Origin of the sequence: Persicitalea sp. (genome assembly GCF_041751555.1) — a bacterium.
Classification (GTDB): Bacteria; Bacteroidota; Bacteroidia; order Cytophagales; family Spirosomataceae; genus Persicitalea.
Window position 1 is genome coordinate 1 of the sequence record NZ_JBGSXF010000194.1, and the last position, 22,079, is coordinate 22,079.

Annotated in this window: 20 protein-coding genes; 12 read left to right on the forward strand and 8 right to left on the reverse strand. The window is 52.9% G+C overall.

Annotation, left to right across the window (positions count from 1 at the left end; genetic code table 11):
- Positions 1–867 (reverse strand): hypothetical protein (locus ACEW8P_RS06810; RefSeq protein WP_373512344.1); only part of this gene is annotated, 867 nt, incomplete at its 3' end.
- On the reverse strand, positions 839–1,408 hold the full coding sequence (locus ACEW8P_RS06815; protein ID WP_373512345.1) for an RNA polymerase sigma factor: 570 nt from the start codon (positions 1,406–1,408) through the stop codon (positions 839–841). The genes ACEW8P_RS06815 and ACEW8P_RS06810, both read right to left, overlap by 29 nt.
- A 160-nt stretch (positions 1,409–1,568) precedes the next feature.
- Here ACEW8P_RS06815 and ACEW8P_RS06820 point away from each other — a divergent pair, with 160 nt between their 5' ends.
- Positions 1,569–3,245 carry a hypothetical protein gene (locus tag ACEW8P_RS06820; protein WP_373512346.1) on the forward strand — a complete coding sequence of 559 codons (1,677 nt, stop codon included), beginning with the start codon at positions 1,569–1,571 and terminating at the stop codon, positions 3,243–3,245.
- Positions 3,246–3,523: 278 nt separating this feature from the next.
- A complete protein-coding gene (gene lysS / locus ACEW8P_RS06825; protein ID WP_373512363.1) occupies positions 3,524–5,188 on the forward strand; it encodes a lysine--tRNA ligase in 1,665 nt (554 codons plus the stop codon).
- A gap of 97 nt (positions 5,189–5,285) precedes the next feature.
- Here lysS and ACEW8P_RS06830 read toward each other — a convergent pair whose 3' ends face one another.
- A complete protein-coding gene (locus tag ACEW8P_RS06830) occupies positions 5,286–5,480 on the reverse strand; it encodes a cold-shock protein (protein WP_373512347.1) in 195 nt (64 codons plus the stop codon).
- 134 nt (positions 5,481–5,614) lie between these two features.
- Between ACEW8P_RS06830 and ACEW8P_RS06835 the strand changes: the two genes are divergently transcribed.
- Positions 5,615–5,836 (forward strand): PspC domain-containing protein, encoded by a 222-nt coding sequence (locus ACEW8P_RS06835; protein ID WP_373512348.1) that lies wholly within the window; start codon positions 5,615–5,617, stop codon positions 5,834–5,836.
- Between the two features lie 25 nt (positions 5,837–5,861).
- Here the strand turns inward: ACEW8P_RS06835 and ACEW8P_RS06840 are convergent, their stop codons facing one another.
- The 3 genes from ACEW8P_RS06840 to ACEW8P_RS06850 all read right to left on the reverse strand — a co-directional run bounded on the left by ACEW8P_RS06840 (position 5,862) and on the right by ACEW8P_RS06850 (position 9,285).
- Positions 5,862–6,860 (reverse strand): glycosyltransferase family 2 protein, encoded by a 999-nt coding sequence (locus tag ACEW8P_RS06840; RefSeq protein ID WP_373512349.1) that lies wholly within the window; start codon positions 6,858–6,860, stop codon positions 5,862–5,864.
- A 66-nt stretch (positions 6,861–6,926) separates the two neighbouring features.
- The gene (locus ACEW8P_RS06845) at positions 6,927–7,259 is read right to left on the reverse strand and encodes a YbaB/EbfC family nucleoid-associated protein (RefSeq protein ID WP_373512350.1); all 333 of its coding nucleotides are present in this window, start codon (positions 7,257–7,259) and stop codon (positions 6,927–6,929) included.
- 79 nt (positions 7,260–7,338) lie between these two features.
- Positions 7,339–9,285, reverse strand: a complete 1,947-nt coding sequence (locus tag ACEW8P_RS06850) for a gliding motility-associated C-terminal domain-containing protein (RefSeq protein WP_373512351.1) — start codon at positions 9,283–9,285, stop codon at positions 7,339–7,341.
- 196 nt (positions 9,286–9,481) lie between these two features.
- Here ACEW8P_RS06850 and ACEW8P_RS06855 point away from each other — a divergent pair, with 196 nt between their 5' ends.
- The 9 genes from ACEW8P_RS06855 to ACEW8P_RS06895 all read left to right on the forward strand — a co-directional run bounded on the left by ACEW8P_RS06855 (position 9,482) and on the right by ACEW8P_RS06895 (position 19,084).
- On the forward strand, positions 9,482–10,738 hold the full coding sequence (locus tag ACEW8P_RS06855) for a bifunctional 3,4-dihydroxy-2-butanone-4-phosphate synthase/GTP cyclohydrolase II (RefSeq protein ID WP_373512352.1): 1,257 nt from the start codon (positions 9,482–9,484) through the stop codon (positions 10,736–10,738).
- 23 nt (positions 10,739–10,761) lie between these two features.
- Entirely contained in the window at positions 10,762–11,190 is a 429-nt protein-coding gene (locus ACEW8P_RS06860; RefSeq protein WP_373512353.1) for a GNAT family N-acetyltransferase, read from the forward strand.
- A gap of 33 nt (positions 11,191–11,223) precedes the next feature.
- Positions 11,224–12,054, forward strand: coding sequence for a DUF1206 domain-containing protein (locus ACEW8P_RS06865; RefSeq protein WP_373512354.1), 831 nt, complete (start codon positions 11,224–11,226; stop codon positions 12,052–12,054).
- Between the two features lie 95 nt (positions 12,055–12,149).
- Complete coding sequence (locus ACEW8P_RS06870) at positions 12,150–12,971, forward strand: DUF1206 domain-containing protein (RefSeq protein WP_373512355.1); 822 nt, start codon at positions 12,150–12,152, stop codon at positions 12,969–12,971.
- A 134-nt stretch (positions 12,972–13,105) separates the two neighbouring features.
- Positions 13,106–13,654: an RNA polymerase sigma factor gene (locus ACEW8P_RS06875; protein ID WP_373512356.1), complete on the forward strand. Its 549-nt coding sequence runs from the start codon at positions 13,106–13,108 to the stop codon at positions 13,652–13,654.
- The gene (locus ACEW8P_RS06880; RefSeq protein WP_373512357.1) at positions 13,644–14,351 is read left to right on the forward strand and encodes a hypothetical protein; all 708 of its coding nucleotides are present in this window, start codon (positions 13,644–13,646) and stop codon (positions 14,349–14,351) included. The genes ACEW8P_RS06875 and ACEW8P_RS06880 overlap by 11 nt, the downstream gene beginning before the upstream one ends.
- A 35-nt stretch (positions 14,352–14,386) precedes the next feature.
- On the forward strand, positions 14,387–15,469 hold the full coding sequence (locus tag ACEW8P_RS06885) for a hypothetical protein (protein ID WP_373512358.1): 1,083 nt from the start codon (positions 14,387–14,389) through the stop codon (positions 15,467–15,469).
- Between the two features lie 160 nt (positions 15,470–15,629).
- Entirely contained in the window at positions 15,630–17,099 is a 1,470-nt protein-coding gene (locus tag ACEW8P_RS06890) for a hypothetical protein (protein ID WP_373512359.1), read from the forward strand.
- Between the two features lie 200 nt (positions 17,100–17,299).
- Positions 17,300–19,084 carry a cytochrome-c peroxidase gene (locus ACEW8P_RS06895; RefSeq protein WP_373512360.1) on the forward strand — a complete coding sequence of 595 codons (1,785 nt, stop codon included), beginning with the start codon at positions 17,300–17,302 and terminating at the stop codon, positions 19,082–19,084.
- Positions 19,085–19,157: 73 nt separating this feature from the next.
- On the opposite strand, the gene ACEW8P_RS06900 is transcribed toward ACEW8P_RS06895, so the two are convergent.
- Both ACEW8P_RS06900 and ACEW8P_RS06905 read right to left on the reverse strand, forming a co-directional pair.
- A complete protein-coding gene (locus tag ACEW8P_RS06900) occupies positions 19,158–20,336 on the reverse strand; it encodes an efflux RND transporter periplasmic adaptor subunit (RefSeq protein ID WP_373512361.1) in 1,179 nt (392 codons plus the stop codon).
- Positions 20,337–20,401: 65 nt separating this feature from the next.
- A partial coding sequence (locus ACEW8P_RS06905; protein ID WP_373512362.1) for an efflux RND transporter permease subunit occupies positions 20,402–22,079 on the reverse strand: 1,678 nt, incomplete at its 5' end.

Here is a 22,079-nt window from a genome sequence, read left to right on the forward strand (position 1 = left end):
CCGCAAGTCAACGCCTAGTTTGGTCAGATCGTCCACGGGCGATAGGGCCGTGATGGACTGCGTTAGAGCCGGGGTGCGCAGCGGCTCTGTGGAACTACCCGTAATCACCCGCTCCAAATCGCTGGCCGAATCCGCGCCAGCGGGGATTTTGCGGGTAGTTTGCGTGATGACTATGATGGTGGGCGTACGCGGAACGAGTGCGTCGTTGGTAGGCGGCGAATTCAAAAAGGCCTCCCGTTGCTTATTGAACTCACTCTTCAAGGTACCCGGAGTCCGCGCGTCATTTGAAAGACCCGACAGCGAAGGTGCATCATTTAACGCAGGAGAAGAATTATCTCTTACAGCGACAGGGTTTTGGGGTGCCGAAGGATGGGATTGGCGACTGGTTTCAGCGGCTATACGCTCGGGAGAGCCAGTCGAGGTCGAAGGGGAAAAAACCAAGGGCGCATCTCTCTTATCTTCGCCCTTAGCCATTCGCTCCCTATGGTCGATCGAAGAACCCAACGATGTTACTCCCGGCGATTCGATGCCGGGGGCAGCCACCGCAGGTACTTCCGTGTCGGGTGCTTGTGTGGTATTTGCCGGATTGGGCGACGATGGCGTGTGGGTAGTTAGCTGTGGCTGTTCACTGCTTTGACTATCATCTAGTTGCAGGATTGGCCAGCTTACCAGCAGCAGCGCCGCTACGGCCGCAGCAGCGTACCACACCTTCGGATTTTTCCACCACAAAAGCGGCACGACGGCCGCTTCCTCCCCGTCGAGACGCTTTTCGATGGCGTCCCAAGCCGCAGGCGGTGGAGTTTCGGCGGCGGATTCGAAGGCCCGCTGCCACTCTTGTTCAAATTTGGGTTTTTCTGATTGATTCATTGTCGAATCGTTGTTCTTGGTTCAATTTTTTCTGTAAAAGGCCCCTCGCCCGCGAGTACTGCGACTTCGAGGTGCCTTCCGAAATGCCCATCAAATCGGCTATCTCGTTGTGCTGATAACCTTCGATGGCGTAGAGGTTAAAAACGGTCCGACAACCCGGCGGTAGTTCATGAATGAAACCTAAAAGCTGCTGCATCTGGAAGCCCGACAGCGTGGCTTCGGCGTCGGACAAGTGGTTGTCGTAGGTATGGACGTCGTTCAGTTCCAGAGTATATTTCTGCTTGCGTATGTGCTTAAGCGCCGTATTAACCACAATGGATTTCATCCAGTATTGCAGCGGGGCGTCGCCCCGGAAGGCGACAATGTTCTCATATATCTTAATAAAAGCATCTTGTAAAACGTCCTCTGCATCGGCCCGGTTTTTGACGTAGCGCAGGCATATAGCGAACATTTTGCCCCCAAAAACGTCGTACAGACGCTTCTGGGCAGTTCGCTCGTGCTGGCGACAGCCGTTTACCAATTCCTGTTCATTTTCTATCATCCGAAGGTAAGGGGTGCTTCGATTGGCTCGTTAACTTTGGTAAGAGCCAGCGTGGTGATAAAAGGTTGGAAGAGATTGTGGATTTTTTTTGTAAAGAATATCAAATTGTGGAAATAACGCCGGGAATGGATAGTTTTGTCTTTTTCAAATTTCCTTCCTCATGCAACCACGCTATAAAAAATGGCTTTTCTGGATTTTTAGCTTGGGAGGCGGGCTTATTTTGCTGGGGCTACTGCTGTCGTGGTGGCTACCCATTTTTTTCAAGGACAAACTGGATAGTTCTTTAAAGGAATCGGTCGTCAACGCCTCCGACAGCCTGTACCAGATTAGCTACGAGGATATTGAGCTGAATATCCCGATGGGGAATGCCGAAGTGCGAGGCGTGAAGCTTACCCCCGATTCTACAGTATACCGAAAGCTCGTGCAGGCAAAAAAAGCTCCCAACGATCGCTTTGATTTGCAGGCAGTGAGGGTACGGCTAACGGGTATATCGTTGTGGCGGCTGCTGTTTTTCAAATCACTTCGCATGAGCAGCGTGCTGATTAGCAGGCCTGTGGCGCACATTGTCCACGATCCCAAAGATTACAATAAGAACAAGCCAAAAAAATCGCCCTACGAACTAATCAGCAAGGTGCTGAATTCGATTCGGATTGACAAGATCAGTCTCGACAACGTGGACTTTACTTACGAAGATCTTCAAGACGCGTCGAAAGAACCTCAGAAGAGCGAACTGAAGAAACTGTATTTGGACGTGACTGATTTCGTACTAGATGAAGAATCCGAACGGGATACGAGCCGCCTGTTTTATTCCGATAATATCAGTCTGCGAGCCGAGGGCCTGGAATTGCCCTCTGGTAACAAACTGTACGTATTCAAAATGCAGGAATTAGGCTTCTCATCACAAGACAGTGTTTTACAGGTTAAAAACGTCTTCTATAGGCCTACCTTATCCAAGAACGAATTTAGTAAGGCACGGGGCTTCGCGGCGGACCGTCTGAATCTGGAATTCAAGAATATCAAAGCGACACAGGTGGACGTGAAGCGGTTTCTGATGGATCGTCAGCTTTTTGCCAAAAAACTTTATATCGACGCTGGGCTGATCGACATCGATAAGGATAAGCGCTACCCCGTTGACCCCGTCGTAAAAAACTTCGACTACCCGCACCAAATTCTGCTGAAGGCCAAAACGAAGGTCGGCTTTGAGACGGTGTATCTCAAAAGTACCCGCGTTCGCTACGGCGAGTTGAATCCGAAGACGGAACGGCGGGGCGCGGTTTATTTCGACGGTACCCATGGTACAATTACCAACCTGACCAACGACTCAACCTGGATCAAAAAAGACGCAAAATGCCGCGTCAATGTTCAAACCCGCTTCATGGGGTCGGGTGATCTGAGCGCTTACTTCATCTTCAACCTGGCCTCACGAGCGGGTGATTTTAGCTGCGGTGGCACAATGAATCGCTTCGATATGAGCCAGGTCAACGGCGTGACGGAAGCCCTGGCTCTCGCCTCGGTCGAGTCGGGCAATCTCACCAAGTTAAAATTCAATATCGACGCCAACATCGTTCAGTCGACCATCAAAATGCAGCTAGAATACGATGATCTGCGGGTAAACGTGTTAAAAGTAGATGACAAAACCGGAAAACTAGCAAAACGCGGGTTTCTTTCACGGGTAGTTAATAACGTCATCCTTAATGAAAACAACCCCCGTAGAAACCGTCCCATCCGTGTCGGTGATGGCGAGGTATTGCGGGCAGAAGACGAATCATTTTTCAATCTGATCTGGCACACGATCTTCGTGGCTATCAAGGATGTAGTGATCGGGCGGGGGAAGTAGAACCCAGCCCGAAGTTATATTCAGCGCTGGTACTTTCGGTTTGTTCCTTGGGCGTGATGGAATAACACATGGTCAGGGGTTTCCGTATCCCAGGCTCAGCGTACTCAAAACCCTGTTCCCACAATTTTCTCTAATTTTGCGAACTTATTTATCCAGTGGAGGTGGCATCGTACAAAGATATTGTCCACCCGCACCGGCGTACCGGTCCACTGTCAACTGTCAATTAAAAAAAAGTGAGCGAACAGGAAATACTGCGCCGCAATAAGCGCGAAGAACTGATGAAATTAGGGATCGATCCCTACCCCGCCGCCGAGTACCTCGTGAACGCCACGGCGGCCGACATTCTGAAAAACTACGAAAACCACAAGCTGGACTACAAAGGTGTGGCCCTGGCCGGGCGGCTAATGAACTTCCGCATCATGGGCAGCGCGTCCTTTGCCGAGTTGCAGGACAGCACCGGAACGATTCAGGTGTATTTCCGACGCGATGACATTTGCCCCGGCGAAGACAAGACGTTCTACAATACCGTTTTTAAAAAGCTGCTCGACATCGGCGACATCATTGGCGTGAAGGGTTTCGTGTTCACCACGCAAACGGGCGAAATATCGGTTCATGTGCAGGAATACACGATTTTGAACAAGTCGCTGCACCCGCTGCCCGTTGTAAAGCGCGACGATGACGGTAACGTTTACGACGGCTTCACCGATCCCGAACTGCGCTACCGCCAACGCTACGTAGATTTGATCGTCAACCCGCACGTGCGGGAGGTTTTCAAGAAACGGGCGCGGATGATTACGACCATGCGCGGCTATTTCGACGAAAAAGGCTGGCTGGAAGTAGAAACGCCTGTGCTACAAGCCATCCACGGCGGTGCGGCGGCGCGACCCTTCGAGACGCACCACAATGCGCTGGACATGAAACTCTACCTGCGCATCGCAACGGAACTACACCTGAAAAGGTTGATCGTCGGCGGCTTCGAGGGTGTATATGAGTTTGGCAAACTGTTCCGCAACGAGGGCATGGATCGCACCCATAATCCTGAGTTCACGACCGTGGAGTTATACGTGGCCTATAAAGATTACGAATGGATGATGCGGATGGTGGAAGAGTTGCTGGAAAAAGTGGCCGTGGCTGTCAATGGCAGCACCAAAACTACCTTTGGCGGTGCCGAACTGGATTTCGCTGGTCCGTACCCGCGCCTGAGTATCACTGACGCCATCAAACAACACACCGGATTAGACGTGGAGACGATGGATGAGGCCTCGATCCGGCAGCAGTGCCGTGCCTGGGGAATGGACGTGAACGATACCATGGGAAAAGCGAAATTGATCGACGAGGTCTTCGGGGAGAAGGTCGAGGAACACATCATCCAGCCGACCTATATCATCGACCACCCGGTGGAGATGTCGCCGCTGACTAAGAAACACCGTAGCAAAAAAGGTGCGGTAGAGCGATTCGAACTATTCGTGAATGGCAAGGAAATCGCGAACGCCTACTCGGAGTTGAACGACCCAGTTGATCAGAAGGAACGCTTCGAAGATCAACTTAAATTGAAAGAGCGCGGTGACGATGAGGCGATGGCGATGGACGACGATTTTCTTCGCGCCCTTGAATACGGCATGCCGCCCACTGCGGGTATTGGCATTGGCATCGACCGCCTGGCTATGTTGCTGACCGACAACGCCAGCATTCAGGAGGTCATTTTCTTCCCACAGATGCGCCCCGAAAAGAAGTCGGAAGTCGCCACTAACGCCGACTACGAAGCGGTGGGTGTGCCGGCGGTCTATATTCCGGCTTTGCAAAAAATGGGCTTTATGACCATCCCAGCTCTGAAAGCTGCTAATCCCAACAAAGTCTTCAACGACCTGGGTGGAATGCGTAAGAAGTTAAAAATAGACGCGCCAATGCCTAAAAAGGAGGATGTCGAAGGCTGGATCTCTTGAAAAATCCTTTTTTGACTTTCATAATCACCCCGTTATTGTTAAGATTCCCCCTCTCCATTCAAGGAGAGGGGGGCAGGGGGTAAGGTGAAAAGTAAACCTATATCTTACTTATTTGCGCAGCGTTCAATCCTTTTTTGCCCTCCACGACCTCGAATTCTACGCGGTCGTTTTCGCGAATCGTCAGGCCATCTAGCCCCGACACGTGAACGAAGATGTCTTGATTCGTTTCGTCCTCCACGATGAAGCCGTACCCCTTAGCTTCATTGAAAAATTTTACCGTACCTGTCTGCATAATGATAAAAATCAGGTTAAAAAAAGCTTTGCCTACAAATAAAATAAATTCGTTTTGAAAAAATCAGGCTGGGCCGAATAATTTGCATCTGATCGCGCAAAGTGGTACTTTGTACCTTTTAAAAGAAAAAAACTATGGATCGGATTCGTTACTACGTAGAAGATCAGGCGTTTGGGGTGTGCGCTAAGCTGGGAGAGAAGCTCAGTTTTTCGGCAAGCAGCATCCGGCTGTACTTCATCTATGCCTCCTTTCTTACCTTCGGCTCACCCATCATCATCTATCTGGTATTGGCCTTTTGGATGGAGGTGCGCAAGCACCTGCGCCGCCACCAAAGCCCCACCATCTGGGAATTCTAGCTGAAAAGCTTTCTTTCGAGCGACCTTACAGTAGGGGTAGTTCGGAAAATCTTCTTTTTCCTTTCACGAAGTACTCCCACACCACGCTGCGGCGGTACAAGCTCGCTTGTCGGGGCGGACGATTACCGCGCTCGTTGAGGTGCGGTACCAGGCGGTAAAAGGCAAAGTGCGCCCGCGCGATGGCCCACACGTCGGGCCAGGCCCCGGCCATCATAAACCGAACGCTCGAAATGCCGTCCAGCACCAGCCGCGCCAGCAGCACCCGCACCCGCTGCCCAAGGGGCATGTTTTTGTAGATCATCATCAGATTGTTGCGGTAGTTCAGGAAGGTCTTGCGCGGGTTGGACTTGTGCAACGTGCCGCCACCTACGTGATATACTTCGCTATCGCCGCAGCATACAATTCGCCACTTTCGATTGAGCAACCGCCAACAGAGGTCTATCTCCTCCATGTGGGCAAAGTACCTTTCATCAAACCCTTTGGCTTCCCAGAAAGCCGTGGCTCGCATAAAAAGGCAGGCTCCCGTGGCCCAAAACACATCGACTGTAGCGTCGTACTGCCCGTGATCGGCCTCGCAGGTGTCGAACAACCGTCCCCGGCTATACGGATAGCCCAGAAAATCCATATAACCACCCGCTGCTCCGGCGTACTCGAAGTGTGTTCGGTGGTTAAAGTCCTTAATTTTAGGCTGGCAAGCCGCTACACCGGGATTGTTTTCCAGGTAATCCAGCATGGGCTCTACCCAGTTGGGTGTTACTTCTACGTCGGAATTGAGTAGCACGTAGTAGTCGGCTTCGATCTTGGAAAGCGCGTAATTATAGCCGCCCGCGTAGCCTTTGTTGTCGGGAATGATCAGCACCTGAACATCAGGCAATTCCTCCAACCACGTCAATGACTGATCGGTAGAGGCGTTATCAGCCACCCAGATCTCGCAGTTCGGGGAGAACCGCCGCACCGAAGGCAGGAATTGTTCCAGGTACTTCTGTCCGTTGTAGTTGAGGATGACGATGGCAACCTGTTTCATCAAAAACAAAAAGTCCGGTTCTAAGCTAAAACCGGAAGCAAAGAGGGATAGGGAAAAAGAGAATGGCTATTTCATTAAATTACCTAAATCCAAACCAGGGATATTAGGCATCATGCCCTGCGTAGATTTTTGCAGATGCTCTTTGATCTTTGGCTCAATGGTTTCCATAGCTTTGTTCATAGCCGCCACGACAAGGTCCTGCAGCATTTCCTTGTCCTCTGGCTTGATAAGGTCACTGTCGATCTCTAAGCCAATAACTTTTTTCTGACCGTTCACGGTCACGCGCACAAGACCAGCGCCTGACTCCGCTGACTCGGTGATGCTGCCGAGTTGCTCTTGTGCTTCCGCCATGCGAGCCTGCAAGTCTTTCATCTTGCCCATCATGCCTGATAGGTCCATGTTTCCTAACATAGTTTTTTAGATATGAGATATTAAATTATGAAATTCGGTGAAGTGCCGATAGCCAAAGATAACACCTTTACCGCAAAAGTAACACGGTGCCGTTTTTAACGAACTCTTTGCCCGTATTGTCACGGATAATGACTTTGTACACGTACTGTCCCTGCGGGGCGCGGTCATTGTTGATGGTACCGTCCCAGCCCGTTGTGGCATCGGTAGTTTGGAAAACTGACTGCCCCCAGCGGTTGTAGATGATCATCTGGAAATTATCGTAAAAGGATCCGTTTGGCTTAAAAGCGTCATTGATCCCGTCGCCATTGGGCGAGAAAGCATCGGGCAGGAACAGTGCGGCTTCGCGACGGTAAAGGATAACATTGGAATAACTCAAAAACGCGCCGTTCTTGGAGCGGGAGCGAATTTGGTACTCGAATTCCTGCTCATTGGGATCATCGAACTGCGGATCGTAGTTGACGTTAGAGCCGACGCCCGTTTCTGAGGCCGCCCCGCCCTTATTTAGTTTTATGACAAAATACCCCCCTACGTTATCCGTAAAAGACGGCTCGCCCGTCCATTTCAGGATACTACCCTCGTTTTTGAGGAATATGGTACAAATGGGAGGGCTAGGTTCAGAGCGGTTACCACAGGCGTTTTCATACATGATTCGGTAACAATAGGAGCGCTCTGAGGTTTTGGCCTTTACATCGGAGTAGCGGTTGGTATTCTCCGTAGCGCCTACTTCCTGAAACCCGCCATCGGGATTGGTGGAGCGCTCGAAAATCATTTTGTAGGTAGGTGTCGTCCCTTGCGAGGGTGGAAAAGCCACCAACGATACGCTGCCGTCCTGCTCTACACTGACAATGGCTTGGGTAATGGCACCAGGCTTCAAATCCGACTTGGCCGTGACTTCCACCGGAGCCGACTTAGACTCCACTTTCCCGACCGTAGCGACTATCTGATAGCGGTACGACACGCCGCACTCCACGTCGTTATCCACGTAAGAAACATCCTCAACTTTGGTAAATCTTTTGATTCGGTTGCCGTTGCGCAGCAATTCGTAGCTCCTGAATTCTCCCGCTTGGGGGTACTGGCTCCAGGTAAGAATGTTACGCTCACTTTCGGCCTTACCGTTTAGCACCACGGTGCAAACCTCGTTGGATTCGGTTACGTTTCCACAGGCGTCGGTAGTAGCTATTTTGAGGCAGTGGACTTTTTTAGGATCTAGTGATTGCAGCGTCAGTTCTACCTTACCTGCTTTCGACGACTTGACGCCGGAACCAACGTAGTTGCCCGTTCCGGTTTTCACCATCACTTCCGACTCTACGCCAGCCAGCCCCTCGAAGCTAAGACCGATGGAGCCGTCGGCCCGGGCATCCACCTGGCTGATCGCGATCTTTTCTACTTTCGTGCCATCGACCTGTACCCTTAGCGTTTCCCGCTGACTACCTGAGCAGTTCCCGTCTTTATAAGTGGCTCTGTATCGGATTATGCGGGTACCTGTGCCGAAAAAATCGTGCTCCTTTTGCAGCGCGTCGCCCTTATTGATGTATTCCACGGCCGAGCCATCGTTCCAGTCGAGTTCGATTTGGTCATACTGTCTGGTGGTACTATCGTCCGCAAAAGCAAGCTTGACGATGCCGCCTGGGCAGGAGGTTACGGTTACTTTGGGTGGTGTAATGTCACGTACAACTACCTCGCGACAGGCTGTGATTCCTGTGGCCCCGCTGCTACCCACCTGCAGGATGCGGTACTTGCCGGGCTTAGTGTAGGTAAAAGTGGTAGAGGTAGTTAAAGTAGGCGTAGCTTCTCCCTTATAATCATAGACAAAGTTGATGTTGTTGGCCCCTGCGATGGTGTTGCTCACATCGACTTTGAAAGGCGCACAGCCAATGATCGGACCGGAACCGCCGACTCCGTTGATTGAGAAGCCACCTCCGCCTTTCTGGCACAAATCCTGTGCTCCGGCTACCGCTCCTGTCCCGATAACCATCCACACGAGCCAGATCCAGCGGAATCTGCAATGTAACATCCTTATTCTGAGTAAATCTTGTTCCAAAATCTTTTTGAAAAATAGATTGTTATCGCACGAAACGTAGTTGGAAAGAAACGGAAGCCCGCGAACCTTTGTTTCCCCATTGTCAAAAGTAACGCTTTCCGAACTAAGGGTTTACCTTTACGGCTTACAACGCCCTGAGCGGCGAAACTATTTTTCATCGACTGAACTAATGAGCAACAATAATACCAAAATCCAGCTCGACTCCATAGAAGATGCTATCGCGGATATAAAGGCGGGTAAGTTGATTATCGTGGTGGACGACGAAGACCGTGAGAATGAAGGCGATATGATCGGTGCGTCCGAAATGTTTACGCCCGAACTCGTCAATCTCATGACGCGCGAAGGCCGGGGACTCATCTGCGTATCGCTGACCGAGGAACGCTGTCAGGAGTTGGGGCTCGATATGATGGTACAGGTCAATACGGCCGCCCATGAAACCGCCTTTACCGTGTCCGTCGATCTGCTGGGTGGTGGCTGCACAACGGGTATTTCGGCCTCCGACCGCGCTCAGACTATTCTGGCTCTGGTCAATCCCGAGACAAAACCGGAGGATCTGGGTCGTCCCGGCCACATTTTTCCTCTGAAAGCTAAGCAAGGTGGCGTACTGCGCCGTAGTGGCCACACCGAAGCTTCGCTTGACTTCGCCCGTCTGGCCGGACTGACGCCTTCGGGCGTATTGGTGGAAGTACTGAACGAGGACGGTTCGATGGCCCGTCTGCCTGAATTGCGCGTAATCGCCGATCGCCTGGATATGAAGTTGGTGACGATCAAGGATTTGATCGCCTACCGCCTGCGGGAGGAGTCGCTCATCAAGCGTGAAATTGGTGTGGATATGCCCACCGAATGGGGACATTTCGACTTGATCGCTTACCGACAAATCAATACCAACGAACTGCACCTGGCTTTGGTGAAAGGTACTTGGGAAGAAGATGAACCCGTACTGGTACGAGTGCATTCTTCCTGCATGACGGGCGATATTTTTGGCTCCTGCCGCTGCGACTGCGGCAGCCAACTCCACGCTGCAATGGACCTGGTGGATAAAGCGGGGAAAGGGGTGGTAGTTTACATGAATCAGGAAGGGCGCGGGATTGGTCTTTTGAACAAACTGAAAGCTTACAAGTTGCAAGAAATGGGCCGCGACACCGTAGAGGCCAATATTGAACTGGGCCTACCGATGGACGCGCGTGATTATGGCGTAGGTGCGCAGATTCTGCGGGATTTAGGAATTTCCAAAATAAAATTGATTTCCAATAACCCCAAGAAGCGCGTCGGCCTGATGGGCTATGGTCTGGAAATCGTGGATACGGTTGGAATCGAGATTGCCTCGAACCCGCACAATGAAAAGTACCTGCTTACCAAGCGGGATAAGATGGGGCATAGCCTTTTGAACTTGTCTACGGCAGTAGGCGGAAGAGCTGAGAGTTAGAGGTCAAGGTATTTCTTCGAACAATGAATAGAATTCGGAAAGCGATTACTGACGCCGATATTTTGAAATGCCGCCGGGTAGTGCAGGCGCTGCGACCTTTGCTGAGTGATGAGGTGTACGAAGAAGCCGTTCGCCGAACTTTGGCGGACAATCGCCAGATGATTTTTATCGAAGAGGACGGCGAAGCCGCTGCCGTGGTGGTGTTCGAGACGGGTTACAACCTTTACCGGGGTAAATACGTGTACGTGGACGACCTTTCGACACTGCCCGAAGCACGTGGCAAAGGCTACGCCGGGCAACTACTCGACTGGGTCATCGACTACGCTCGCCGCGAGAAGTTCGACCAGGTACATCTGGACTCGGGCGTGAGCGAGGCTCGCACCGACGCCCACCGCCTGTACCTCAACAAGAGAATGCAGGTGACGAGCCTGCACTTTGCTTTGAAAGTGTAAATTTCCCCTCGGTCCCACCGATTATTTTTTCCTATGGCAGAGATTCGTTTGTCCCGTCGCGAAAAGTGGATCGAACTTACCGCGCAAATCGGCTTGATCTCCATCGGTCTCGTGTACGTCCTAGTGGGAGTTCTTACTTTTGCCAGTTCGCTGGGCATCGGTGATAGCGTCAATAAGGGCAAAGTTTCCCAGATTCTGCGTTGGGTGCAGGATTTGGTATTCGGACAAATCCTGCTGGCGATCGTTACTGTGGGTTTGCTCTGCTACACCGTCTGGCGGTTCATCGAAGCCATCATGGATACCGATAATAAGGGCAACGGTCTGCATGGGCTGGCCCTGCGGGCGTCGTACCTTTCTTACGGCGCAGTCTATGGCGCCCTGACTTATTACGCCGCCCGGCTTTTTTTGAGCGGAGGTGGCAGCACCTCGGAAGATTTGGAAGGAAAACCCCGCGAAACCGTGGCCCAATTGCTTCTGGAACTACCCTACGGCCGATGGCTGGTGGCGGCCTTCGCACTGGGAACGGCGGGCGTCGGCGTTTTTCAAATCTACCTTTCGCTGTCTGGTACTTACCGCCAGATTATCGAGGAATGCAAAATCGATACCCGCGCCAAGGAAATACTCATCCGCTCGGGTCAAATCGGCTACTTCGCCCGCGCTATCGTGTGGCTGATCATCGGATACTTTCTGTTGGAAGCCGCCTGGCAGTCCGATTCCAGCGCCGCGGGCGATTCCCACACCGCCCTTAACTACCTCGAATACGAATATGGCACCCTCACATTGGCCACTGTTTCGCTGGGACTCGTTTGTTACGGCATTTTTATGTTCGCCCGGGCCAAGTACCAGCCGATTTTCATAAAGTGATGCGATGGTACAGTTTTAGTGACACATCAGCTGCTCCTGCCGTCCATCAGCCGCGGCGATCAAAGAAAAACTGTCCTCCACTTTCCATCAACTAGATGTCTTCCTCTACGCCAAATGCTCCCTCCCGCGATCAATGGATTGAAATTGCCGCCCGTACGGGCCTGACTGCCAAAGGAATTGTCTATTCGCTAGTGGGCATCCTCACGTTTATGGCTGCCTTTGAAATGGGCACTGGCGATGACAAGGGCGGCAAGTCGCAGGCCCTGGAATGGATCGAAGAGCAACCTTTCGGACAAGTTCTGCTGGGCCTGATTGCCATCGGATTACTGTGTTACAGTGTCTGGCGATTGGTCGAGGCTTTTTTGGATACGGAAGACAAAGGCAGCGACGCCAAAGGTCTGGTCGTGCGCTCGCGTTATGTTTTCAGCGGCCTGATGTATGCGGCCTCTACCTTCTACGCCGCCAAACTCTTGTTCGGCAGCGGCTCAGATGACGGTAGTGATACCCGAGAGACGGTGGCTCAAAAACTCCTGCAGCAGCCCTACGGCCAATGGCTGGTTGGGGCAGTTGCCCTAGGGGTGATGGCCGTCGGCGTATATCAAGCCTATTACTCCCTCTCCGGCAAGCACCGCAAGAAAATTCAGAAGACGAAGCTGGATAACAAAGTAAAGGAAACGCTCCTGGCGTCTGGGAAGGTGGGCTACATCGCGCGGGGTATTGTGTGGCTACTCATTGGTTATCTATTCTTGCGAGCGGCTCTGCAATCCGACTCCAGCGAGGCAGGTGGCTCCGATTCGGCTTTTAGTTTTTTAGAACAAGCCTGGGGTTCCTGGGTGCTGGCCATCGTAGCGCTGGGGCTGGTTTGTTACGGCATTTTCTCTTTCGTGCGGGCAAGGTACCAACCCGTCAATACCTAGGCGCTATTTTCTGGTTTTTGTAGAAAAATAAAATCCCCGCGGGCAACCCTCCGGGGATTTTTGGCATTACTGGTATTGAAGACAATTAGAAGTACTGTTTCTTTACTCATTTTCACCCAACCCTCGCCTACGTTTTGCAGGAAATCGTCCGCCAGTGCCAACGGCAAAACCCCTTCGCCCAAAAGCGACTGTACGACCGCTACGCGGATCGGCTTTATCGCCTGTGCCGTCGCTACGTGCCGAAGGCGATGGAAACGGAGGAGGTTTTGATGAACGGTTTTTTGAAAATATTCAAAGCCATCACGGCCTTCGAGTACCGCAGCGACGATGAGCTGGAAGTGTGGATGAAGCGGATCGTGGTCAATGAAGCTCTGATGCACCTGCGAAAAACCAAAAAGGATCAATGGCTTTTTGCAGATGTGGATTTGGAAGAAACCCCATTTGCCGCTCAGCCCGCCACAGCGGAAAGCGACCTGCATGCCGAAGGAATTCACGACCTGATTTTGCATCTGCCCGACGGCTATAGAACGGTTTTTTGCCTCCATGCCATTGAAGGTTACACGCATCAGGAAATTGGCACGATGCTGAATATCAGCGAGAATACCTCAAAATCACAGCTTAGTAAGGCCCGTATGGCCTTACAGAGTTTACTGATAAAAAACGGATACAGCTATGGAAAATAACGAACTGGACGACCTCTTTCGAAGCAACGCCGACTACCTGGCCGACGAGCCCGTCCGCGACTTCGATAAGGCAGCCTTCTGGCAGCAGTTGCAAACCGGACTACCCAAAAAGGCGGAACGGCAACGCGCACTGGCCGCCTGGTGGTGGGCCGCCGCCTCGGTACTCTTAGTCGGAGTTTTTGGAGGAATTTGGTGGATGCAGTCAGCCCAGCCGGAAGTTGAAACGCTATCTACACAGGAAGTTAATCTTACCGAAAAGCCTGCATCACTTGAAAGTACCCCGTTGCAAACTCGTGTAGCGGAGGCTCGCTCTCAAACCTCTGCAAGAGGGAGCAAAGTAGAGCATGCACCATCCTCCAGACGACGTGAACTAGCGAATGGAAACCGAGAACCCGAGCGAAATTACAGTCTCACTATACTACCGGACCCCCCCCCTCCGACTAGGGTAGCGGTCGAGTCCGCCGCCATCGAGCAACCAATTCCTATCATTCTTCCAGTGCCCGTGGAGGTAGTTGGTTCCCTAACTCACGAAGAGCCCGCGCTCCGTGTAGTTCACATCAACGAAATCCGAGAGCGCAAGCAGCAGGAAGCCAAAGCGCGGTCACGGGTGGCGTTTCGGATTGGACTCCCACCCGGTTCGCAGATAACGACACCAAGCGATAATAAGACTCTGCTGAATATTCCCATTCAGCGCTAGATTCTAGTTTCTCACCTTTATTTAAACAAAATCCAATGAACCGATTATTTTTGTGCATCGCTCTCCTGTTGGGGAGCGTCACGGTACCCCTTTTGGCTCAACCTGACCCTGAATTCAATTCGGAACTCAACGCCGATGCCTTTAAGAAAGAGTATCTTGGCTTGCTGAACACGGCCTCTTTCGAAGTAAAACTGTCAAAGGGAAATGTACTGCTACTAAAATCCAAAAAGTACTCCCAGTTAAAGCTTGTACAGCGTCCCGACTCTCTGGTGCGCTTGTTTTGGGACGACTACCGCCCCGCTATCGAAGGACTTCCCGAAGATACGGACGGCCTATCGGTTCACTACGCATTAGATGACAACGAAGAGCCGCAACTTCGGTGGAAAAAGTACCCGCAAAGTACGCGTGATTTCATGGTAGTGGATAAGGAGCTTGTCTATGTGAAAAATGTGCAGGACACGCTAAAAATAGTAGTGAACAGGAATGACCAGGAAGCAGAAATGCTCCTGCTAGCCAATGACCTCAAAGACGTTTCAATGCTCCTCGAAGAAATGCGCGAAAAAACTAGCTTCCTGTTTGAAAAAATGGAGAAGCGTACCGACCCCATCGTACTCGACCGTTCGCCCGAGGTCTATGGCCGCTACCTGGGCAACCGACAGGTGCAACTGGCCAACTTTGGGTCAGATATGTTGATGATTAGTCCGGGAGCCAGCCTTGGCTATATCCGGGGAAATTGGATGACTTCGCTCGATGCCGGATTTACGTTTTATCTTGAAAAATCGAAGTTGAAGCCAACGTTTGGCTACCACCACCAGTACTTTTTCGGAAGAGACATCGAGGGAAAAACAAAGGCATTTCAGAACGGATTCGCTCTGGCCGGATTGGCTTTTTTCAAGAAGTCGGACTCCAATATCATCGGTCGAAAGCCAGTCGTGCAAACGGGCTCGTTGACCGTAGGCTATCTCGTCCACCGCCGGGGCGACTATTACGAACCCAACACCTGGCGGATTACGGGCGGGTTGAACCTTACCCCCAATATCAAGGTCGAACCCGAAGTGTACTTCAATGGTGCTTTTAAGAACCTGAGTCCGGGGCTGCGGTTTACGATCGGTTTTTGAATTCAGCTTCCCGAAAGTTTTGAACTTTCGGGAAGCTTTTTAATGTTAAAATTTCATTAATAATCCCCTCCCAAACGCAACAAACCCATAAAATCCCGATAACATTTAGTTCATAGCCTGCGCGTTCCTTTGTACAAAAATTCAACTGAACCGTCATCGCATGAAACTCCCCTACGCCGCAGGCTGCGCCCTGCTCACTACCGCTATCATGGCGGCCTGCATCAAGGATCACGACATTAACAACCCGACGCCCGCCGTGGCGTTGCAAGACTTCTCGGTGAATCCCGCTTTGGTCAAGGCCCTGCCGGGCTTCGACAACCTGCAAATCACGACGCTTATCTCTTCCGACGACGTGTTGGCCGGCTCGCCCAACTTTGTTTTCGGTGGCCAGCCCGACGGTGCCGACATCATCAAAGACCCGGTGAGCGACGGCTTCATCATGATCAACAACCATGAGTACCTGCGGTCGGTGTCGCGGGTGTATCTGGACAAAAACTTTAAGCCCACGAAGGGCGAGTACATCGTCAACTACGATGGTGGCACCACGCGCCTTTGCTCGGCCACGATGGCTACGCCCGCCGAACACGGCTTCGGCCCCATCTTCCTGACGGCCGGTGAAAGCGGAGCCGAGTCGCTGGTTCACGGCATCGACCCGATCTCCCCCGCCGACCCCAGCAACCCCAACCGCGTCCTGCCCGCTCTGGGCAAGGCGTCGATGGAAAACGCCGTGCCGCTGCCCAAAACGGCTTTCCCCGGCAAGACGGTCATCATCATCGGCGAGGACGACGGCAACGGCCAGTTAATCGCCTACGTGTCTAATACCGTGGGTGATTTGCAGAACGGCAAGCTGTACATGCTGCGTCGTAAGGATCAGAATACCGTCGAAACCAATATGAAGCGCGGTGAACTTCATGACGTGGAGTTTGTAGAAATCGAAAACGCCAAGTCTTCGACGGGGGCACAGATCGCCGCCCAGACGGTGGCCAAGAAAGCCATCCAGTTTACCCGCGTCGAGGACGTGGACTACGGCAAAGGGAGCGCCGAGAACGCCCGCAACGTTTACTTCACCGCCACGGGCCAAGCCAGCAACCGCAAAGACCCCATCCCCGGCAAAACGATGTGGGGCCGCGTCTATCACCTCCAAATGGACGCCAGCGACCCGCTGAAAGGTAAGCTCGAACTGATCGTGGACGGCGACGAGAATCCCGCTTTGTCCATCACGAACCCCGACAATATCTGCGTGACCCAGAATTTCGTGTACATCCAGGAAGACGGCGACTCGTTCTATCTCGCCACTGAACACGACGGCCGCATCTGGCAATACAACATCGCTACCAAGGAGTTGAAGGCGATGCTGGAAATGAACCACCGTCGCAACGACCCCGTCTTCCAGGCCAAGTACAACCCGCTGAACGTGGATCTGCTCAGTTCGTGGGAGTACGGTGCGATGTACGATGTGTCCGACCTGACGGGTATTCCCAACACTTTTGCCGTCAATATCCACTCGCACACCTGGCGTGATGTCAAATACGCGGGTGTCGATGGCAGCCAGGCTACCAAAACCAACGATTTGCAAAGTTCCTTCACCGAAGGTGGGCAAGTGGTGATCGTGCGGGGGGTGGCCAAATAGTTTGGTCCGTCGCACGGTTGGCTCGGTTCGTCGCTACGATCGGCAATTGGCAATCGTCTTAAATAGTTAAGATCTGTCGGCTTTTCGGAGTCGGCAGGTCTTTTTACTTTTTATTCAAAAAAATGATGAGGACGTTCCTGTCACTGATTCTTTTACTTTTTTGTGGAACCCTAGTTTCTAGCTGCCAGCAAAAAACACCGATGGGAATAGCTAAACAAATGTTTTCCCAGGATTTGGATTCGCTGGAAAGTTTCGTGAGCGGGCCGTTGCTGGAATTGGCGGAGCGTAGTTCCGACGAAGATTCTTTGCGGGCCGTTTTTCAAAAATGCCGCTTGACCTACAAGAAAATCGAACACCTCACGGAGTACTATTTTCCCGCCACGAGCCGGATTCTGAACGGCCCGCCGTTACCGGAGTACGAGTTGGAGGAAAACAAGACCTTCGAGCCGGGGGGCTTGCAGGTAATCGAGGAGATGGTTTATCCATTCGATACCTCCGCGCGGGCGGATTTGGTAAAGGAAATAAGGAAAATGCAGCCCGAACTGCGCCGCTGCCGGGAGCTTTGGACCGTGACCGAACTAACCGAAGCCCACCTGTTCGACGCCGTTCGGCTACAATTGTTCCGCGACATTACGCTGGGGATTTCCGGTTTCGACACGCCGATTTCCTTTACGGCCATCCCCGAACTTACCGCCAACTTGCAAGCTCTGCGACGCTACGTGGATTTGTTTCCAGGAGAAAAAGACGCCGAACTCGACCTGCTGTTTCAGAAAGCCATCGCTTTTACCCAAAAAAATCCTAACTTCGATACCTTCGATCGCCTGAGCTTTGTTTCCGACTACATCAACCCGCTCACGGGACGGTTGCTGGATTATCAGAAGGCACTTGGCTACGCACCCTTCAAGGATTTGCTGCCCCTGCGCGGCGACGCCCGCACGTTGTTTGACAAAAACCTCTTCAACCCTGATTTCTACACAGGCGACGCCAATGCTTTTTCCAATAAGGACAAGGTAGTTTTGGGCGAAAGACTTTTCTACGAAACTCGTCTTTCGGCGAATGACGCCCGCAGTTGCGCCTCCTGTCACCAGCCTGACAAGGCGTTCACCGACGGCTTGCCCAAAAGCGCGGGCCTGAAAGGTGCGTCGGTGGCCCGCAACGCCCCGACGCTCTTCTACGCGGCTTTGCAGGAAAAGCACTTTTACGACCAACGGGCCAGCAGCCTGGAAGCGCAGTCGCAGGATGTGATCCAAAACCACGACGAGATGCACGGCTCGCTGTCCGAAGCCTGCGTCCGGCTGAAAAAGGATTCGGCCTACGTAGCTTTATTTAAGAAGGCGTTTCCTACTCTTGAAGAAATCCAGCCCGCCCACGTGATGAACGCCCTAGCCAGCTACGAGCGCACCCTGCTGCCCTTCGATAGCCGCTTCGACCGCTATATGCGGGGCGAGAAAACGTTGCTCAACGGGTCTGAGAAGCGCGGGTTCAATTTGTTCATGGGCAAAGCCAAGTGCGGTACCTGCCACTTCATGCCCATCTTCAACGGCACCGTGCCGCCCACTTTCACCCACAGCGAGTCGGAGGTGCTGGGCGTGATGACCGCACCGATATCAGGGAAAATAGATGCCGACGAGGGCCGGGGCGCGGCTTACCCGACGATGCCCGATCTGAAACACGCCTTCAAAATCCCGACCGTCCGCAACGTGGCCCGCACCGCGCCCTATATGCACAACGGCGCTTACCGGACGCTGGAACAAGTCGTGGATTTCTACGATCACGGGGGAGCCGTTGGATTCGGGCTGAATTTGCCCAATCAGACGTTACCAGCCGATTCGCTACGTCTGGATGCGCTGGAAAAATCGGATTTGGTTGCGTTTATGGAAGCTTTGACGGATTTGGATGTTATACAACTTTCCAAAAATTCAAAACTTTCGAGAAACTCTCGGAATCTGGGTAGCCCTCCCTCTACATTGGTAGGTGTCCAGTAGTCTTTCTTTGGCAGAATCGTGCTTCGGCTGGACGCGGGTTGCTTTCGCCTGCCAGATGCGATCAACTGCGTCTCTACTGCGGCTCGCTGCGCTTGGCAAATTCAGCGTCGATCAGGTACGCGCCTTTCGTGACCAGTTGCTGTCCGGTCAAACTAGCGGCTGGCTTTATTTCAACATTTCCCGACTCCGCCGTGGCTCCGATTTCTACAGGAATACGCTGAAATTCGCGGCCATTTTTCTGGATGTACACGAAACCGTTCGCTCCCTTCCTTACCAAAGCATCGGGCGGCACGGTCATGGCGGCACGGTCGCTCGTACGGATGTAAGCCGAAACGTAGGCGCCGGGAATCAATTCCCGCTCCTGCTTTTCGTCGCGGACATGGGCGTGGATATTCAGGCTGCGGGCATCACCTTCGAGCATTCGGCCCACGAGGTGGACGGTCGCTTCCAGCGGCGGGCCGTTGGACTGCATGATACGTACCTGCTGGCCTTTTTTAATGAAGGGTGCATCCTGTTCAAAAACGTCCAGTTCGATGTGCATGTGGCTTTTATCAATGATTTCCAGCAATTCCTCGCCAGGCATAACTTGCTTGCCGAGGTTTATATTGGCGACGGTGATGAAGCCGTTGACGGGCGAAACGATTCGCGCCGCCGGAGCGATGCCGTTTTTCTCCAAAGTACCTACTGAAAGTCCCAACAGCTTCAACTTAGCGGCCAGCGATTGGGTCAAAGCGCGGGTGGCGTCGTAGTCGGCCTGGGCTTTTTCGTAGTTTTTCCTGGCCCCGACATTCTCGGCGCTGAGCGTCTTTTGCCGTTCCAGTTCTTTTTGCAGAAAAACCAGTTGGCTGCTGTTTTGCAAATAATCCTGCTGCAACTGAATGAAATCGAAGCTTTCCAGCGTCGCCAGCAACTCGCCCCGGCGGACCGCCTGGCCAGGCAGGGCTTTTACGTAGCGGATTTTTCCACCGATGGGCAGGCTGACCGTCGCGCGGTTTTCGGGCGGCAGATCCACGCGGCCATTGGCCTTAACTTCGGTGCTCACGGTTTCGTTTGTCGCACTGCCTAGCTCAACCCCGATGGCGCGGTACTGCGGTTCGGTTAGCGTGATTTCGTTGACAGTACCACTGTCGGGCGTTGCGTCTTGCGCAGCGGCTGCTTCGTCGGCGGGCTGCGATCCCATTTGACAGGAAGGCAGTGTTACCACAAGAAGCCAGCAGATGCCAACAGTATATTTCCAGTAGTTCTTTTTCATAGAAAGATTTTTCGAATCCTCTTTTAAGGCTTGCTGTCGCACGTGAGACACAGCGTGCTGTGTCTCTACGGTATTCCCAAAATTTCCTCGACTCGAATCAGATTTACATCGTATTCCAAAACGTTGTTTAGGTACTCTTCCTGCAATAAATACGCTTGCTGGATAGCCGCAAAAAACTCCACGTAGCCGATCTCGCCACTGGTGTAGGCGGTGAGGGCCGTTTGGCGAATAAGCGCGGCTTGCGGCAGGGCGGTATTTTCGTAATAATCCAGCGTCGCGGCCAGGCTTTGTTGCCGTGAGCGGGCTACTTCCAGTTCGGTGGCAAGTTGCCGGACGGTGTAGTCGAGTTGTGTCTCCTGAATTTGCTCCTGAATGCGGGCGGCCTGGACGCGGGCGGTTTGGGCTTTGGCAAAAAGTGGAAAAGACACGCCCAAGTGCAACGCGCTGTATCCCAGACTGCGTTCAATGGATTGATTCAAAAAACCCAGCCGCCACTCGGGCAGGCGGGCGCGCGTTTCGAGGGTAGTTTGGCGGCGGCTGTTTTCAATTTGTTGTTGCAAGACATTCAATTGCGGATTGTTCTCCACTGCTACGACCGCCGCCACCGACGGATCGAGCGGTCTTTTTAGAGCCACGAGCGTGTCGATTTGCAGGCTGTCGCCCGTTTGGAGCAGAAGCCGTAGGGCCGCGTAGTGGACATCCCGCCCACGGCGGGCGTTGCGAATGCGCTGGCTCAGGTACTGCGCCCGGCTTTGGGCCGTGACGGCTTCCAGGCGGTTAGATTCGCCCGTGCGGAAGCGCACCTCCGCCGCCCGCGCCGCTTCCCGGTAAAGCGCGTTTTGCTCCTCTAAAACACTGAGATATTTTTGGTCAAAGAGCAATTGGTAGTACGTCCGCTTGACTTCGTTCGCCAGCCGCACCTGGCTAACCGCCAACTGGTAACGCGCGCTCTGCACACTGCCCTCCATCACATCGCGTTGCGCCCGGTACAATCCTGGTGCCGAAAACGACTGGATGGCTGTTATGGTATAATCCAAAGGCCGCGCCTGCGTCTGCCCGTACTGCACATCCACCGCCGTCTTGGGCGGGTTGAACGACGAAGGCAACAAAGCCTGCTGCGCCTGAATGCCCAGTTGATCGGATTTTATCAAGAGATTTTGCGCCGCCGCTTCTTCAACTGCTTCGGCGAGGGAAACTACCCGTTGCGCCTTGGCAGAGCCACAAAGCGACAAAGCGACAAAGCCACATAGAAAAAGTGTAAAGCCTTGCCTTCCTGTCCCTCCTCCCGCTTTAAACTTTGTGCCTTTGTGCCTTTGCCCCTCTCCCCCTTTCCTCCCCTTCACCAAACTATACAACACCGGCAACACCACCAACGTCAGCAGCGTGGCCGTAATCAGCCCACCAATCACAACGGTCGCTAGCGGACGCTGTACTTCTGCACCCGCCGAGGTGGAAAGCGCCATCGGCAAAAAACCGAACGAGGCTACCGAGGCCGTCATGATGACGGGCCGGAAGCGGGCCTGGACGCCGTGCAGAATGCGATCGCGGAGGTTGAGGTCGCCCTCTTTTTCCAGTTGATTTAAATAACTAATCAAGACGATGCCGTTCAAAACCGCCACGCCGAAGAGCGCGATGAAGCCCACGCCCGCCGAAATGCTGAACGGCATATCGCGCAACCACAACGCCCAGATGCCGCCCACCGCCGAGAACGGCACGGCGGTGAAAATCAGCAATGCCTCGACC